The organism is Mycobacterium sp. (genome assembly GCF_035623875.1).
Lineage (GTDB): Bacteria > Actinomycetota > Actinomycetes > Mycobacteriales > Mycobacteriaceae > Mycobacterium.
Genome location: NZ_DASPSP010000039.1, coordinates 1 through 14,772, shown reverse-complemented (window position 1 = coordinate 14,772; position 14,772 = coordinate 1). Strand labels below are relative to the sequence as shown.

The 14,772-nt window shown below is 64.8% G+C and carries 18 protein-coding genes, 1 tRNA gene and 3 pseudogenes; 12 read left to right on the top strand and 10 right to left on the bottom strand.

All coding sequences use genetic code 11. The annotated features are described in order from the left end of the window. Positions 1-330, bottom strand: a pseudogene (locus VEI45_RS03595) (nicotinate phosphoribosyltransferase); the annotation flags it as partial. A gap of 48 nt (positions 331-378) precedes the next feature. On the opposite strand from VEI45_RS03595, the gene clpS reads away from it, so the two are divergent. Genes clpS through rdgB form a run of 8 tightly spaced genes read left to right on the top strand, consistent with a single transcriptional unit; the run spans position 379 to position 6,088 of the window. Continuing rightward, positions 379-681, top strand: coding sequence for an ATP-dependent Clp protease adapter ClpS (gene clpS, locus VEI45_RS03590; protein ID WP_324850197.1), 303 nt, complete (start codon positions 379-381; stop codon positions 679-681). A gap of 24 nt (positions 682-705) precedes the next feature. After that, the gene (locus VEI45_RS03585; protein ID WP_324850195.1) at positions 706-1,287 is read left to right on the top strand and encodes a DUF2017 domain-containing protein; all 582 of its coding nucleotides are present in this window, start codon (positions 706-708) and stop codon (positions 1,285-1,287) included. Continuing rightward, a complete protein-coding gene (locus VEI45_RS03580; RefSeq protein WP_324850193.1) occupies positions 1,284-2,354 on the top strand; it encodes a P1 family peptidase in 1,071 nt (356 codons plus the stop codon). Before VEI45_RS03585 ends, VEI45_RS03580 begins: the two co-directional genes overlap by 4 nt. Continuing rightward, on the top strand, positions 2,351-3,001 hold the full coding sequence (locus VEI45_RS03575) for a rhomboid family intramembrane serine protease (RefSeq protein ID WP_324850191.1): 651 nt from the start codon (positions 2,351-2,353) through the stop codon (positions 2,999-3,001). Before VEI45_RS03580 ends, VEI45_RS03575 begins: the two co-directional genes overlap by 4 nt. Before the next feature lie 6 nt (positions 3,002-3,007). Then, a complete protein-coding gene (gene murI, locus VEI45_RS03570) occupies positions 3,008-3,841 on the top strand; it encodes a glutamate racemase (protein ID WP_324850189.1) in 834 nt (277 codons plus the stop codon). Between the two features lie 59 nt (positions 3,842-3,900). Beyond that, positions 3,901-4,674: a cyclic nucleotide-degrading phosphodiesterase gene (locus tag VEI45_RS03565; protein WP_324850187.1), complete on the top strand. Its 774-nt coding sequence runs from the start codon at positions 3,901-3,903 to the stop codon at positions 4,672-4,674. A 35-nt stretch (positions 4,675-4,709) separates the two neighbouring features. Next, a complete protein-coding gene (gene rph / locus VEI45_RS03560) occupies positions 4,710-5,489 on the top strand; it encodes a ribonuclease PH (protein ID WP_324850185.1) in 780 nt (259 codons plus the stop codon). Next, entirely contained in the window at positions 5,486-6,088 is a 603-nt protein-coding gene (gene rdgB, locus VEI45_RS03555; protein ID WP_324850201.1) for an RdgB/HAM1 family non-canonical purine NTP pyrophosphatase, read from the top strand. The genes rph and rdgB overlap by 4 nt, the downstream gene beginning before the upstream one ends. Before the next feature lie 17 nt (positions 6,089-6,105). Here the strand turns inward: rdgB and VEI45_RS03550 are convergent, their stop codons facing one another. Genes VEI45_RS03550 through VEI45_RS03540 form a run of 3 tightly spaced genes read right to left on the bottom strand, consistent with a single transcriptional unit; the run spans position 6,106 to position 7,335 of the window. Continuing rightward, on the bottom strand, positions 6,106-6,453 hold the full coding sequence (locus VEI45_RS03550; RefSeq protein WP_324850183.1) for a DUF3817 domain-containing protein: 348 nt from the start codon (positions 6,451-6,453) through the stop codon (positions 6,106-6,108). Further along, positions 6,450-6,830, bottom strand: a complete 381-nt coding sequence (locus VEI45_RS03545; protein ID WP_324850181.1) for a hypothetical protein — start codon at positions 6,828-6,830, stop codon at positions 6,450-6,452. The genes VEI45_RS03550 and VEI45_RS03545 overlap by 4 nt, the downstream gene beginning before the upstream one ends. A gap of 37 nt (positions 6,831-6,867) precedes the next feature. Continuing rightward, positions 6,868-7,335: an LAGLIDADG family homing endonuclease gene (locus VEI45_RS03540; RefSeq protein WP_324850179.1), complete on the bottom strand. Its 468-nt coding sequence runs from the start codon at positions 7,333-7,335 to the stop codon at positions 6,868-6,870. A gap of 358 nt (positions 7,336-7,693) precedes the next feature. On the opposite strand from VEI45_RS03540, the gene VEI45_RS03535 reads away from it, so the two are divergent. Next, positions 7,694-7,777: transfer RNA gene (locus VEI45_RS03535), tRNA-Leu, on the top strand. 49 nt (positions 7,778-7,826) lie between these two features. Here the strand turns inward: VEI45_RS03535 and VEI45_RS03530 are convergent. Continuing rightward, a pseudogene (locus VEI45_RS03530) lies at positions 7,827-8,090 on the bottom strand (tyrosine-type recombinase/integrase); the annotation flags it as partial. A gap of 117 nt (positions 8,091-8,207) precedes the next feature. Between VEI45_RS03530 and VEI45_RS03525 the strand changes: the two are divergent. Then, positions 8,208-8,651: pseudogene (locus VEI45_RS03525) on the top strand (cyclodehydratase); the annotation flags it as partial. A 203-nt stretch (positions 8,652-8,854) separates the two neighbouring features. Here VEI45_RS03525 and VEI45_RS03520 read toward each other — a convergent pair. Next, positions 8,855-9,445 (bottom strand): sensor domain-containing protein, encoded by a 591-nt coding sequence (locus VEI45_RS03520; protein WP_324850199.1) that lies wholly within the window; start codon positions 9,443-9,445, stop codon positions 8,855-8,857. 357 nt (positions 9,446-9,802) lie between these two features. Continuing rightward, on the bottom strand, positions 9,803-10,603 hold the full coding sequence (locus tag VEI45_RS03515) for an enoyl-CoA hydratase/isomerase family protein (RefSeq protein ID WP_324850177.1): 801 nt from the start codon (positions 10,601-10,603) through the stop codon (positions 9,803-9,805). A gap of 96 nt (positions 10,604-10,699) precedes the next feature. Between VEI45_RS03515 and VEI45_RS03510 the strand changes: the two genes are divergently transcribed. Further along, a complete protein-coding gene (locus tag VEI45_RS03510; protein WP_324850175.1) occupies positions 10,700-11,623 on the top strand; it encodes a helix-turn-helix domain-containing protein in 924 nt (307 codons plus the stop codon). 114 nt (positions 11,624-11,737) lie between these two features. Here the strand turns inward: VEI45_RS03510 and VEI45_RS03505 are convergent, their stop codons facing one another. From VEI45_RS03505 to VEI45_RS03495, 3 genes are read right to left on the bottom strand one after another with little or no spacing between them, the layout of a single operon-like run. Continuing rightward, positions 11,738-12,241, bottom strand: coding sequence for a nuclear transport factor 2 family protein (locus VEI45_RS03505; RefSeq protein WP_324850173.1), 504 nt, complete (start codon positions 12,239-12,241; stop codon positions 11,738-11,740). Further along, positions 12,241-12,654, bottom strand: coding sequence for a hypothetical protein (locus tag VEI45_RS03500; RefSeq protein ID WP_324850171.1), 414 nt, complete (start codon positions 12,652-12,654; stop codon positions 12,241-12,243). Before VEI45_RS03500 ends, VEI45_RS03505 begins: the two co-directional genes overlap by 1 nt. A 42-nt stretch (positions 12,655-12,696) precedes the next feature. Then, complete coding sequence (locus VEI45_RS03495) at positions 12,697-14,139, bottom strand: carotenoid oxygenase family protein (RefSeq protein WP_324850169.1); 1,443 nt, start codon at positions 14,137-14,139, stop codon at positions 12,697-12,699. A gap of 361 nt (positions 14,140-14,500) precedes the next feature. Between VEI45_RS03495 and VEI45_RS03490 the strand changes: the two genes are divergently transcribed. Then, positions 14,501-14,772, top strand: a 272-nt coding sequence (locus VEI45_RS03490; protein WP_324850167.1) for a hypothetical protein, incomplete at its 3' end; no start/stop codon positions are given.

Sequence of the window (14,772 nt, the reverse complement as noted above, 5' to 3'; positions counted from 1 at the left end):
AAGCACCGGAGACCCAGGGAAGTACAGCTCACCCTCGGCATAGCCGTCGACGTCACCGCCAAAGCGGAAGTCACGCAGGTACGTCAACGCGCCCGGGTCGAGAAATTCGGCCAGTGACTCGCACGCGGTGTCGTCGAATCGGAACTCGGGCAGAGCTGCCAAAAAACGGCCCGTCCCGGCGACCACCCCGTAACGACGTCCGTCGGGCAGTCGGCGCGCGAACAGCTCGAATGTGGTCCGGCGATCCGCGGTGCCATCGCGCAGCGCCGCTGCCAGCATGGTCAACTCGTACCTGTCGGTCAGCAGCCCGGCGCAAACCGCGTCATTCACACCCCAACGGTATCGGTTGAATTGCTGCGGCTCGGTATCCTAGAACCCATGGTTGCGTCAGCGCCGACTAAACCGGGAACTACCGGGCAACGGGAAGCCGACTCGGTCGAGACCACGGCCGCTCCGTGGGTGACCATCGTGTGGGACGATCCGGTCAACCTGATGAATTACGTGACCTATGTCTTCCAGAAGCTGTTCGGCTACAGCGAGCCGCACGCCACCAAGCTGATGTTGCAAGTGCACAACGAAGGCAAGGCAGTGGTGTCGTCCGGCAGCCGGGAATCCATGGAGACCGACGTGTCCAAGCTGCATGCGGCCGGGTTGTGGGCCACCATGCAGCGGGACCGCTGAGATCAAGGGCATCCGGGTTCGCACGTGCGCAAGTGGAAGCGGGTTGAGACCGCCGGCGGTCCCCGTTTCCGGTCCGCTCTGGACTCGCATGAGGCGGCCTTGCTCAAGAATTTGGTGGGCTCGATGATCGGACTACTCGACGAACGGGAATCGTCCGCGCCGCCAGACGAACTCGAACAGATCACCGGCATGAAGACCGGTAACCCTGAACCTCCTGACAACGCAACGCTGCAGCGGCTGCTGCCGGACTTCTCGAAGCCGGACGACGCTGCCCCCTTGGCGGAGGAAGCGACGGACAGGCTGAACGCCGCTCTGCGTAGCCTGCACGAGCCGGAGATCATCGAGGCCAAACGCGTTGCCGCACAACAGCTGTTGGCCACGGTCCCGGATGATGGCGGCCGATTCGAGCTGACCGAGGACGCGGCGAATGCCTGGATTGCGGCCGTCAACGACATCCGCTTGGCGCTGGGCACCATGCTCGACATCCGCCCTAACGGGCCCGATCAACTCCCCGACGACCATCCGATGGCTTCGCACCTCGACGTCTATCAGTGGCTGACCTTCCTGCAGGAGTACCTGGTCCTCGCACTGATGGGATCCCGATGAGCTCGATCACCGACGTCGGCGGCATCCTGGTCGGCCACCACCAAAGGCTGGACCCCGACGCGACCATGGGTGCCGGCTGGGCGCGCGGCGTCACCGTCGTTCTGACGCCGCCCGGCACGGTGGGCGCCGGCGATTGCCGCGGCGGTGCGCCCGGTAGCCGGGAGACCGATCTGCTGGACCCGGCTAACAGCGTGCGCTATGTCGACGCGGTGTTCATCGCCGGCGGCAGCGCCTACGGATTAGCCGCCGCCGACGGAATCATGCGCTGGCTCGAGGAGCACGACCGCGGCGTGGCGATGACCGGCGGGGTGGTACCGATCGTGCCCGGTGCGGTGATTTTCGACCTGGACGTCGGCGACTGGAGCCACCGGCCGACGGCTGAGTTCGGGTACGCCGCCTGTCGGGCGGCTGGCGCCGAGGTCGTCGTGGGCACAGTCGGGGCGGGGGTAGGGGCCTGCGCCGGTGTGTTGAAGGGCGGTGTGGGGACTGCATCGATGACGCTGCCGTCGGGAGTGACTGTCGGCGCGCTGGTTGCGGTGAACTCCGCGGGCAATGTCATCGACCAGGCCACCGGCCTGCCGTGGCTGACCTATCTGGTCGACGAGCTCGGTCTGACAGCGCCACCCGATGAGCAGGTTGCGGCGCTGGCGAAGCTCGAATCCCCGTTGAGCCCGCTCAATACTGCGATCGCGGTGGTTGCGACCGATGCCGCGCTGAGCCCAGCCGCCTGCCAACAAGTCGCGCGCACCGCTCACGACGGGCTCGCCCGTAGCATCCGGCCGTCACATACCCCGGTAGACGGCGACATGGTGTTCGCCCTGGCCACCGGCGCCATCGAGGTCGCACCGCCGTCCGACACGCCGGCCGCCTTCTCGCCGGAGACGGCGCTGGCGACCGCGGTCGGCGCCGCGGCGGCTGATTGCCTGGCCCGCGCGGTGCTGGTCGGCGTGATCGCCGCCGAGTCGGTGGCCGGAATACCGACCTACCGGGACCTGTTGCCCGGAGCGTTTCTACGACGCATCGGCGACAATGCAGAGCGCAGCGATGAGGAGGAGCGGCACAGATGAGCGACGTGGCGCGGCAACCGAAGAAACGCTCCGCATGGGTGGTCGGCGGAGCCACGATCATCAGCTTCGTGGCGTTGCTCTACGTCGTCGAGCTGTTCGACCAGCTCGACAACCACCAGTGGGATTACAACGGCATTCGGCCGCTGGAGACCGACGGCCTGTGGGGCATTCTGTTCGCTCCGCTGCTGCACGCGAACTGGGCGCATCTGATTGCCAATACCGGGCCCGCGCTGGTGCTCGGCTTTCTGGTCACGCTCGCCGGGCTGTCCCGGTTCCTGTGGGCGACGGCGATCGTGTGGATCATCGGCGGCTTCGGCACCTGGCTGATCGGCAACCTGGGATCGCCCTGCGGCGAGACGGATCACATCGGCGCCTCGGGGCTGATCTTCGGCTGGCTGACCTTCTTACTGGTGTTCGGATTCTTCACCCGCTCAGGCTGGCAGATCGCCATCGGGGTTGTGGTAATGCTCGCCTACGGCGGTGTCCTATGGGGGGCAGTGCCAGTACTCAACGTCTGCGGAGGTGTGTCCTGGCAGGGACATCTCTGCGGGGGCATTGCCGGCGTGCTCGCCGCTTACCTATTGTCCAGCCCGGAACGCAAAGCTCGCGAGCTTCGCCGCCGCGGCTCCCAACGGCCCCTGACGTGAGGCGGCATGAGTAATGCACTAGCCCCCATCGGGGTATTCGACTCCGGCGTCGGCGGCTTGACGGTGGCGCGGGCCATCATCGACCAACTGCCCGACGAGGACGTCATCTACGTCGGCGACACCGGCAACGGCCCCTACGGCCCGCTTTCGATCCCAGAGATCCGCGGTCATGCGCTGGCCATCGGCGACGACCTGGTCGACCGCGGAGTCAAGGCTGTGGTGATCGCCTGCAATTCGGCATCCTCGGCCTGCCTGTATGACGCGCGGGAACGCTACGACGTGCCCGTCGTCGAAGTGATCCTGCCCGCGGTACGCCGCGCGGTCGCCGCGACCCGCAACGGCCGCATCGGCGTGATCGGCACCCGGGCCACCGTCGCCTCGGGCGCCTACCAGGACGCGTTCGCCGCCGCCCGCGACACCCAGATCACCGCGGTGGCCTGCCCGCGGTTCGTCGATTTCGTCGAGCGCGGCATCACCAGCGGCCGCCAGGTGCTCGGGTTGGCCGAGGGTTACCTCGAGCCGTTGCAGCGCGCCGATGTCGACACGCTGGTGCTGGGCTGCACCCACTATCCGCTGCTTTCCGGACTGATCCAGCTGGCAATGGGCGAGACCGTCACGCTGGTCTCTAGCGCCGAGGAGACCGCGAAGGAGCTGGTCCGGGTGCTGACTGAGCTTGATTTACTGCATCCGCACCCCGATCGGCCCGGCGCGTCTGCGCCGCGTCGGGTGTTCGAGGCGACCGGCGACCCCGAGGCGTTTCTGCGCCTTGCGGCCCGGTTTTTGGGACCGGCGATCACCGGCGTCCACCCCGTCCACCGTCACGTCGCGACGCCCAGCTGAGTTCCCGCCAACGAAAGCGGGGATGTTTTCGCCAACATGGCCGCTGGCATGGCACAGTAGTGACCGTGCGAATCACCGTGCTGGGCTGCTCTGGGAGCGTCGTCGGCCCGGATTCGCCGGCGTCGGGCTACCTGCTGAGGGCGCCGGACACCCCGCCCTTGGTCATCGACTTCGGTGGAGGCGTCCTCGGTGCACTGCAACGACACGCCGATCCGGGTTCGGTCCACATATTGCTGTCGCACCTGCACGCCGACCACTGCCTGGACCTACCGGGATTGTTCGTCTGGCGCCGCTACCACCCGTCGCCGCCGGTCGGTAAGGCCTTGATGTACGGCCCGAGCGACACGTGGTCGCGGCTCGGCGCAGCGTCGTCGCCGTACGGCGGCGAGATCGACGATTTCTCCGATATTTTCGACATCCGGCATTGGGTCGACGGTGAGCCCGTCAACGTGGGCGCGCTGACCGTCTTGCCGCGGGTTGTTTGTCACCCGACCGAGTCGTTTGGCCTGCGCATCACCAATCCCGCGGGCGCGACGTTTGTGTACAGCGGTGACACTGGCTACTGCGACGCGGCCATCGAGCTGGCCCGCGGCGCCGACGTCTTCCTCTGCGAGGCGTCCTGGACACACTCGCCCGAGCGTCCACCCAACCTGCACCTGTCGGGCACCGAGGCTGGGCGGATCGCTACCGCCGCCGGGGCGGGGGAGCTGTTGCTCACCCACATCCCGCCCTGGACCTCCCGCGAGGACGTGATCAGCGAGGCGAAAGCCGAATTCGGCGGCCCGGTGCATGCGGTGGTCTGCGGGGAGACGTTCAACGTCGGCCGCTCCTGACCGGCTAACTGTGCGCTAGGGCTAGGGTTGGCGGCGTGTCCAAACGAGAAGACGGCCGCCTCGACGACGAGCTTCGACCGGTTGTCATCACCCGCGGGTTCACCTCGCACCCGGCGGGTTCGGTGGTGATCGAATTCGGCCAGACCAAAGTCCTGTGCACGGCAAGCGTCACCGAAGGCGTGCCGCGCTGGCGCAAAGGCTCTGGCTTGGGTTGGCTCACCGCCGAATACGCGATGCTGCCGTCGGCCACCCACACTCGCAGCGACCGCGAATCGGTGAAGGGTCGCCTCAGCGGCCGCACGCAAGAGATCAGCCGGCTGGTCGGCAGGGCGCTGCGTGCCTGCATCGACCTCGCGGCGTTGGGGGAGAACACCATTGCGATCGACTGCGATGTGCTGCAGGCCGACGGCGGTACTCGCACCGCGGCGATAACGGGTGCGTATGTCGCGCTGGCCGATGCGGTGACCTATCTGTCTGCGGCCGGCAAGCTGTCCGATCCGCGGCCGCTCTCATGCGCGATCGCGGCGGTCAGCGTCGGCGTGGTCGACGGCCGCGTACGGGTGGACCTGCCCTACGAAGAAGACGCCCGCGCCGAGGTCGACATGAACGTCGTGGCCACCGACACCGGGACCCTGGTCGAGGTCCAGGGCACCGGTGAGGGTGCGACGTTCCCGCGTTCGACGCTCGACAAGCTGCTCGACGCCGCGCAGGGGGCCTGCGAGAAGCTCTTTGCGGCGCAGCAGGAAGCGTTGGCGTTGCCGTATCCGGGTGTATTGCCGGATGGACCCGCGCGTGAGAAGGCGTTCGGAAGCTGACCCGCCTGCTGGTCGCCAGCCGCAACCGTAAGAAATTGGCCGAGCTGCGCCGCGTGCTGGACGCGGCTGCGGTCACCGGCCTGACGTTGGTGTCGCTCGACGACGTGCCAGCGTTCGAGGAAGCGCCGGAAACCGGCGCGACTTTCGAGGACAACGCGTTGGCGAAGGCCCGCGATGGGTTCGCGGCGACGGGATTGCCGACCGTCGCCGACGACTCCGGGCTGGAGGTCGCCGTGCTGAACGGCATGCCCGGCGTGCTATCGGCGCGGTGGTCGGGTGCGCATGGCGACGACACCGGCAACACCGCGCTGCTGTTGGCGCAGCTGCGCGATGTGCCCGATGAGCGACGTGGTGCGGCGTTCGTGTCGGCCTGCGCGCTGGTGTCGGAGTCAGGCGAAGTCGTCGTCCGCGGCGAATGGCCCGGCTCCATCGCGCGGGAGCCGCGCGGCGACGGCGGCTTCGGCTACGACCCGGTGTTCGTTCCAGACGGTGATGACCGCACCGCAGCGCAGCTGACTTCGCCGGAGAAGGACGCCATGTCGCATCGCGGCCGCGCGCTTGCGTTATTGTTACCGGCGCTGCGAGCACTAGCCGGGTAAGTGTGAATTGCCTTGGACTACAGGGCGAAACGAGCCTTCACGTCTCTGGTCTGAAAGTGCTCGACGATGATCCCGACCAGCGGGATGGTTCCGGCCAACAGCACGCCGATCGTCTTGCCGATCGGCCACCGGACCTTGACCGCAAGATTGAAAGCTGCCAATACGTAAGTGAAATAGACCCAGCCGTGCACGACTTCGATCCAGCGGATTTCGTGATGGAAGACCAGATGAGAAACGATCTCGTAGCACAGCGCGATGAGCCAGATACCCGTTGTCCACGCCATCACGCGGTAGCCGAGCAGCGCGGTGCGGATCTTTTCGACGGGTGTAACCGGCCGTGCTTCGGGCGTCTCAGGTGTGGTCATGCGATGGTCCTGTTCTTTTTCTCGGCATCGCGCTTCGCAAGTTCGGCCAGGTAAGCGTTGTACTCCTGTAGCACGGGATCATCGGCCTTGTGCTGTACGGGTCTGGGCCGCTCGGGCAGCAGTCCGGCTGGCAGTTCGGTCATCGTGCGGTCATTCCGCGGCTCCGGCGGTGACTCCTCGTAGCGGACGAACTTGCGGTAGGCGTATACACAGAATCCGGCGAAGAGTGGCCACTGCATTGCATAGCCCAGGTTCTGAAAGGTGCCCGACGTCGACTGGAACCGTGTCCACTGCCACCAGCCCAAGGCCAGGCACCCGCCGGCCGCGAGGATCACCAGCACAATGAGCGCGGGTCTCCGACGACGCGTAGTGGACATCCTTAGACGGTACTCTGCGGTCTTCCGTGAGAGCTCATCACGCTTTTGGTCCGACGAATTCGTCGAGACGTGCCACCGCGGCCTTGCGGTAGACGGCGACGTGGTACCTGTTTGGACGCGTCCACGGGATTCCCAGATCGTCGAGCGCCGCGCAGTACAGCCCACGAATATCGTCTGATCGGTTTGAGAAGTGGTAGCGGACACTCCGGACACCGCGGTCGTTCGCTACGACGCGGCAGCCGTCGCTATCGATCAAGCCCCGAACGAATTCCTTGGTCGCCGCTTTGACGAGCACTTCGTGCCACGGCTCCAGCCGAATGGGCCTCAAATGCTTCTTGCCTGGACCATGCTGCGGAAGCAGACATGGCCAATGCTTGGAGTACAGCGACACCTCTATGCAACTGTCGGCACGGCGTCGCGTCGCTGCGTGCTGGCCAGGCATCAGCGCGTCGATCGCTTCGCGGCATCGGTCAACGATTCTCGCGTACTTAGCATCGAGCGTCACTCTTAGGCACCAAACTCGGCGGCATCGCGAGACAAATCCGTCGCCCAAGTAGAGACCAAGCAGATAGCTGTACGCACGCGCGGGCAGGCTAGAAAAGTCGTGAGCGTATCCGGGTAATGCGCACGAGTCTCTCGATCGAACTTGTGGCCGGCGCCGCCAGTCCCGCACTGTCGCTCGCGGAATGCCAGTCATTCGCGCAATCGCGCCAGTCGTTCAGGCCGGCTGTGATAAGGCGCTGCACGGCGTCGAACTCCTCCGCTGACCGCACAACCCTCGCCTTCGTCTAGTGCTGCGCCCGAACGTAGCCCGCACCACTGACAAATTCGTCGACAAACAAAGCGGTACGATCGCTGGGCGCGCGGGCGTGGTGGAATTGGCAGACACCCGGGCTTTAGGTGCCCGTGCTTGAGAGAGCGTGAGGGTTCGAGTCCCTCCGCCCGCACAGATGCCATGAACCTGTTGGTGCAGCTAGATACCAGTTTTCATGTTTGCTAGCTATCGTCTGCATGCTCTCGTGCCCACATTTTGCCCACACTTGAGCGCGAATAGCGACTGTGCAGTGTGACCGCCACGGCGTCCAGATCGTCGTCGAACAGGTCGCTGTAGGTGTCCAATGTCATTGCTGCGCTGGTGTGCCCGAGCATCCGCTGCAACGCCAGCACGTTCACCCCGGCGCTGACCGCCAGGGACGCGCAGGTGTGGCGCAAGTCGTGCGGCGTGATCTTCTGGAGCCCGGCGCGTTTCACTGCGGCCGATCTGCAGTTGACTGGACGTGGTCTCCTGGTTGATTAGGACGGCCACGGAGCCTGCCGGGTGCATGTGAATGGTGGCCAATTGAATCTTTCAGCGAGCCCTGCGTAGCATCTCCGCCAGGGCTCGTCACGCTGCTGCGGTCGATGCACTCGCCGGTACCGATGAGCGAGCTGCAGCGTCAGGCTGACCGGCACGGAGCGGTGGCTGCCGGTGAGCTGGGCGATCTGGTCACGCAGCTGGTGAACGCCGGGGTCGCCACCCGTGGTCGCCGGCAGCGGCCCGGCCGGTCGGCGTCGATCCGGGTGCACGGACGCGGCCCTCTGTCAGAACTGCTGGTCGAGGCGCTGCCCTGTTCGGGTGCCCGGGTCAAGCAGAGCAGCCAACCGCATGCCGTGATGACTCGCGCCGGAGTCGACCTGGTGGTGTTGTCCGACTACCTGGTCGCCGACCCGCGGATGCTGCGTGATCTGCACACTCAGCGGGTTGCGCACCTCGCGGTCCCGGTGCGCGACGGCACCGGCCTGGTCGGCCCGCTGGTCATCCCAGGTGTCACCAGCTGCCTAGGTAGTTACTAAATGGGACTACTACACCGGCCGACGCGAGAAACCACCATGACCACCACCACTAGCCTGATCTTCGGCCAGGCCGCGCGTAGCGCGCCGACGCACTAGAACAACGCCCCAGTCACGATCAACTGGGGTGTTTTCATGTGGGTCATCCGGTGGTCGCATCGGATACGCAAAGAACACTTTGTTCGTGCGAGGAGCTATTGCCCGAGCGTGTTCTGCATCGCCGCCGCCAGCGCGTTCACCGCGGGACCGCCGTCGCCCGACTGACACACCTTCGCCTGCAGCAGAACGTTTTCCCGCAGCCGGGTCTGGATGAAGCAGCGACGGTCGGTGCCGGCCTCCTGCTTGCTCCACGCGGCGTCGGTGCCCGTGATCGGACCGTTGGTGAACGACCAGACCTGGGTCGTCCCGTTGTCAATGTGCATCGCGGTGGTCTGCCCCGAGCACCCACCTGTACGGTCCAGGATCCGATGGAACGCCCCGTTTGCCGCATCGTTGGTGGCAAACACACCGACCGCCTGCTTGACGTAGTGGGTCTCATCGGTGGGTGACTCCTGCATGACCGCGCTGTTGAACGACGCCAGGCCGGGATCGTTGTAGACCTCGGGCAGCCCGATATCGGCGTAGTTGTTGCAGACCGGGAGGTCGACCCAATAATCCTGCACCGGCACCGTCGACATGTCCTCCCACCCCATGGTCGCGCCGACGATGTTGCCCACCGATCCTTTGTCGAGCACCGCATGATTCACCACGCCGGGATCCGACGGCCGCGCCGCGGCCGCCGGCATAGCGGCGAAACCCGCCAGCACCACTGTGACAAGGGCGCACGCGCGAGCACCGGCTGTGATGATCCCCCGTTCGCCTTGGCTGCCGGCGCCGATTTCCCGCTCGCGCTCCCCCAAACCGCCGGCGCCGATGTCTACCTCGGTTCGCTGTTCCCGGTGCGCGGGCCGTGCTCCCAGCATGCCTTTTAGAGTAGTTCGGGAAGTGGTGACATCAGATACGCGAAGGACACTTTGTTTCCAAGTTCAATCCCAGCATCACGAGCAAACAATTGTCTCGAAAGAGACGAGATATGAGGCTTTCAGAAGTTCGTCTCAGAAACTTGACGGATTGATGTATTGGCTCAGGGGTTTGGTGGTGGGTTAGCGGTCTTGCCAGAAGTTCTTGGAGAGGTGGCGACGGTCCTCGCGTGCGCGCTTGTCCGTGAAATCTTGAATGCCTTGTCCCTCAAGCGGGAACGGCATGATCGGGACCTCGAATGCGAGCGCGCCAGAGATGTGGATATCGGCACCGTGGTTGAGGATGAACTTCGTTCGCCGCGTCGTGACCGGATGCTTGGTGAGGATCACCTCGGTCAGCGCTGTGACTTCGCTATCGAGGTCCTCGGGTGCACAGACTCGATTCACCAGGTCGTAGCGTTCGGCCGTCGCCGCGTTGAAAAGTGCGCCCAGTAGGTTCCACTCTTTGGCTTTGCGACGACCGGCTACCCGCGCTAACCGCGACGTGCCGCCCCACCCCGGCGTGATGTCCCAGTCGATCTCGGGCATGCCCCATCGGGATCGGTCGGTGGCGATCACGAAGTCGCACACCAGCGTCAGTTCAAGACCGCCACCGGTGCAGACCCCATCGACAGCGGCGATGGTGATGGGTGTGAGGTCCTCGATGATCTGGACGGTCTCCTGGTACTTGCGCACCTGCCAGTACGGGTCGTCCGGGGTCCAGGTGTTGAACTCGGTGATGTCGTCACCGGCGCAAAACGTTTCGCCCGCGCCGCGCAGGATCACCACCCCGCAGTCGCGGTCGTCGCGGATTTTGCGCACCGCCCGATTGAGTTCGGCTGACAGTGCCCGGTCGAGCGCATTGTGTACCTCTGGCCGGTTCAGGGTGATGGTGGTGACTGATCCGGCCCGTTCAAGGATCAGGTTTTTGTACGGCTCGGTCATGGTGTCGGTCCTGTTGGGTCGTTCTTGTTCAGCTTGCATAGCGAGACTCTAGACACATATAGTCTCGTTATGCAAGCTTTCCACTAGTATGGTTGGGTGCCACAGGTGCAGATGCAGCGGGATTGCTCGGTGTTCCGTACCGTGGCCGCCGTCGGCGATGCGTGGTCGTGGATGGTGCTGCGGGAGGCACTGTTCGATGATGTGGCTCGCTTCGATGAGTTCCAGCGGCGGCTCGGCATTGCCCGCTCGACGCTGACCGCACGCCTCGACCAGCTAGTCGCCTCACAACTGCTGCAACACCGTGGCATGGATTACGTGCCCACCGAACGCGGGAACGACTTCATCGGTTGCATGCTGACGGCCATGCACTGGGGTGACCAGTGGTGCAGCGACATGCGCCCACCACCGGTGCAGGTCAGGCACCTCGGCTGTGGACAGCCCATGCATGCCGAAATGTCGTGTGGGAACTGCGGAAAGCTGGCGCTCGCACGCGAGGTCGCCTTCAATCACACACCCGAACCAGTACGGCGTCCCGATGGGCAACTGCGCCGCCACCGGATGCCGGGCCTGAATCTCCTTGAACGCAACCGCCCGTGCTCAATCGCGCGGACCCTACAGGTCATCGGCGACTTGTGGAGTGCGCTCATCATCCAGGAGTGCTTCTTCGGCACCCATCGCTTCGATGAGTTCCAGTACCGGCTCTCAATCGCGTCGAACATCCTGTCCCAGCGGCTGTCTCGGCTAACCGAGCTGGGCGTGCTCACTCGTTCCGTCACCGCCGGAGCGCGCCACACCTACCAGCTCACCGACCAGGGCCTTGATCTTTACCCCGTGCCTCTGGCCATGCTCACCTGGGGAGACACGTGGCTAGTCGTCGGTGACCCACCGATCAAGCTCACCCACAAAGCCTGCACACACCGGTTGCGGGCCGTGCTTACCTGCTCCCACTGCGCCAGTCCGATAACCCGCGCCGATCTCGAAACCACGAGCCCAGTTTCGAGTCGCCCTGGTAGCCAATAAAGATCGGGGCACGACAAATGACCCGACGTGTCTCATCGCGCTAAAAGGGCCTCCACGCCGACCTCGTAGACACCGGCCTGTCGTGAATGTATCTAGCCGCAAGCGCAAAGTCCATCAGTGACTTCGGGCCACCTTGGCGTCAGTCGCGGCATCCGCCGAAGCCCGGTCCCGATGGTTTTCGAGCGCACGCCGGATGACTCCTGGATGCCGGGCGAGTTTGGGGCCCAGCCATAGTGCGAACGCAGTTATTGCAAGCCAGGGCCGTAGGTGCGGCCGGATCCTCGTAATACGACCGGCATCGTCGAGTTCAATCACCATGGCATCGCTGATCCGGAGCCCAGCCACCCGCGCTTCGCTGACCGCAACACAGGTTTGCCCGTCGCTGACGACTTCCTGCCAGCGCAGGCCGCGTAGGCACCCGAAGGCCGCGCCCAGCAGAATGCGCAGATCGGTTGTGCCGCGAAAGATCATTCGGCCGATCAGCGGCGAGAGCAACTCGACATCCGGGGAAAGCGCACCGACCATGGCGTCGACGTCATTGGTTTGTGCTGCCGCGCAGAAGGTGGCGAGGGCGTTGGGTGTAGCGGTCGTGCTATCCGTCTCCTTGCGATCGGCCATTAGGATGCCAGCCCGATGGTGATGAGTCCGACGCCGGCGCTGATCAGTCCGACGGTCAGGGCGACGGCGCCGGCCCAGAGCAGGCCAATCGCGCGGTTGGGCTGGGTCGGGTCGCGGCCGAGCACCGACAAGAAGAATCCGGAGGGGATCAAGATGGCCGCCACCAAGATTCCTAGGCTGATTGCTGGATAGGGTGCGCGAACGTGGTTGAGTTGTTCGATCGTTAAGGCAAGCAACCCCAGAATGACCAGTATGCCAGCGTGGGCGTGGCCTGCCCGAAAGAAGGTCTTCTGCAGAACGTTGGCTGGGACCTTGCCCCGGGTGACGCGCAGGACGAATGTCCCGCCGTAGGCGATCGTGATGACGGTCAGCACCACGATGCCTGCGATGATCTGGTAAGTGGGTCCGAGCATTTTCGACTCCGATCTAGTGGCAGGGTGAGGGGTCCCCGGTGGCTAGTTGGCGCTGGGTACCCAGTTGCCGTGGAATCCGGCAGGCACTCGGCGCGGCAGCTTGACGCTGGCCATGTGCTGCAGGGTTTGCGCGTCCAGGATCGCCAGCTCGCTGCGGTCGGTGGTCCGATCGTAGACATAACCCATCAGCACGCCGTCGTCTTCGGCGGCCTCGGGGGAACTTGGGTGAAACACGAACTCGCCCAACGTCTTGTCGACGCCGAACGATTGCGACTCGGTTCTGCCGGCAATGAAGTCGTGCTTGAGCAGGCTGCTGCGGCCAGCCGCGCGCTCGCCGACCGCCGGCGCGTACCCGTACCGGTGCGGCTTGCCGACTCGGCGCTCGTCTACGCGGGGAAACTCCTGCGCGCGATCATCCCAACGTGATTCGCGGACCTTGCCGTCGGCCAGATCAACGGTCCAGCGATCCAGGGTAGGCGGGCCGCCGGTGGGCCCGAGGTGGCCGGTGTCGAATACCTTGGGGTGCCGCACCACATCGAGCACGATGGTGTCGCCGTCGTCGTAGGCATTCATCGGGTGAAACACGTAACACGGCTCCACGTCGAACCAGCGAACGTCGCCGCTGGCGCTCTCGCGTGGCATTATGCCGATGCGGGCGGGGTACTTCGGATTCCACGAATATGGGAATCGCCGGTCGGAATCCTTTGACTGGGGCTGGCGTGCGGTAATCGGATCCGGAATGCGCACCCGGCCGATCAACGCCGAGAGCAACAACCGCGTAGGTAGGCGCAGCCCGGGTGGCACGGTCATTGCCGCGGCTTGCTTGGCGTCGAAGGTGACCGGTAGGTCATAGAAGACCACGTAGCGATCGGTTAACGAGAAGCTGTGCATCATCGGGCTGCCGGCCACGGTGATGTCGACGCTTCGGCGGGCCCGGCCGTCGATACCAATCACCGAGTACTGCACCGTGTTGCCGCGGTGTGCGCTGTAGGAAACCGCGTGCAGCTCACCGGTCTGCGGGTCACGCAGGGGGTGCGCACTGTATCCACCGGTCAGCGTCCCGTCGAAATCGCACACGCCGACGGTGTCCAGTTCCTCGGTGAGCTCGTAGTTGGCGACGCCGGCTTCGACCAGCGCGAGGGTCTTACCGGCGTGTTCGATCACGTTGGTGTTGGAGGCAATCCGCGTAAACCCGAAATGCCCCGCCGGCGACGGCCCGCCGAGGGCTTTGGCCGCTATCGGCCCACGCACCCAGCGGTTGCGATACCAGAGGGCGTTGCCGTCGCGGATGCGGATGCCGTGCACCATCCCGTCACCGACAAACCAGTGGTAGAGCTGGGGATCGATGTCACCGATCGGATTGGGGCCGTTCCGCAGATACCGCCCGTCGAGGTAGTCCGGGATCGTCCCGTCGACCTCCAAATCGGTGAGGATGTGCTCCTCGTGCAGAGCGGCGAACGAGCCCTCCAGATAGAGATTTGCCATGACGAGCCCTCCTATAACAGCGTTATGCTGCCTTCGGTCTCCTTCATAACACCGTTATGGCAGGGCGGCAAGTGTGACGCTGACCACGCGAGCAGCTGATCGAAGCGGCCCGACGAACCGAGTTGACCGCTCTTGACGCCGTCAAGACCCGAGAACGAAATCGCAGGTGATAAGCGGGTGGCAATCTGGCCTAGAATGACAGAGCCATGCCCACATATTGCGCGGAGTTACAGATATCTGCGGTGATGGCGCGTGATCAACTTTCGCTGCTAGGAACGGTTTTCGCCCTCCCCTGCCGGGCTATCGGAAGAATTCATCCTGACAGGGGGCTCCATCCCGCTGGGTTGAGCACGAGGAGCTCATGATCTATCGCCGTCTGGTGTCGGTGCTCGGTGCTGTGGCGGTGGCGATCATCGTCCCTGTTCAGGCTCACGCCCAGCCTCCGACACAGTGTTTGACCAACACCCCCAAAGGCAAGCAGGTCTATGTTCCCTGCGATCTGCTCAACGCCGGCGCCAATTTCCCGCCGGGGCAGCGTTGTCCTCTACCGCTCGAGCAGTACCCGAAAGATGTGGCGGACTGGTGCGGCGAAGGCCCAGGCCTTGCGAGTCCCACGCCCACGAGTCCTACGAG

Bases quoted from the DNA above. Each gene is read 5' to 3' on its own strand.
- VEI45_RS03500 (WP_324850171.1), bottom strand. From the start codon at position 12,654: ATGCTCGGACCCACTTACCAGATCATCGCAGGCATCGTGGTGCTGACC.
- VEI45_RS03550 (WP_324850183.1), bottom strand. From the start codon at position 6,453: ATGACCACACCTGAGACGCCCGAAGCACGGCCGGTTACACCCGTCGAA.
- VEI45_RS03580 (WP_324850193.1), top strand. From the start codon at position 1,284: ATGAGCTCGATCACCGACGTCGGCGGCATCCTGGTCGGCCACCACCAA.
- VEI45_RS03520 (WP_324850199.1), bottom strand. From the start codon at position 9,445: ATGCCGGCGGCCGCGGCGCGGCCGTCGGATCCCGGCGTGGTGAATCAT.
- murI (WP_324850189.1), top strand. From the start codon at position 3,008: ATGAGTAATGCACTAGCCCCCATCGGGGTATTCGACTCCGGCGTCGGC.
- VEI45_RS03515 (WP_324850177.1), bottom strand. From the start codon at position 10,603: ATGACCGAGCCGTACAAAAACCTGATCCTTGAACGGGCCGGATCAGTC.
- VEI45_RS03575 (WP_324850191.1), top strand. From the start codon at position 2,351: ATGAGCGACGTGGCGCGGCAACCGAAGAAACGCTCCGCATGGGTGGTC.
- clpS (WP_324850197.1), top strand. From the start codon at position 379: ATGGTTGCGTCAGCGCCGACTAAACCGGGAACTACCGGGCAACGGGAA.
- VEI45_RS03545 (WP_324850181.1), bottom strand. From the start codon at position 6,830: ATGTCCACTACGCGTCGTCGGAGACCCGCGCTCATTGTGCTGGTGATC.
- VEI45_RS03505 (WP_324850173.1), bottom strand. From the start codon at position 12,241: ATGGCCGATCGCAAGGAGACGGATAGCACGACCGCTACACCCAACGCC.
- VEI45_RS03495 (WP_324850169.1), bottom strand. From the start codon at position 14,139: ATGGCAAATCTCTATCTGGAGGGCTCGTTCGCCGCTCTGCACGAGGAG.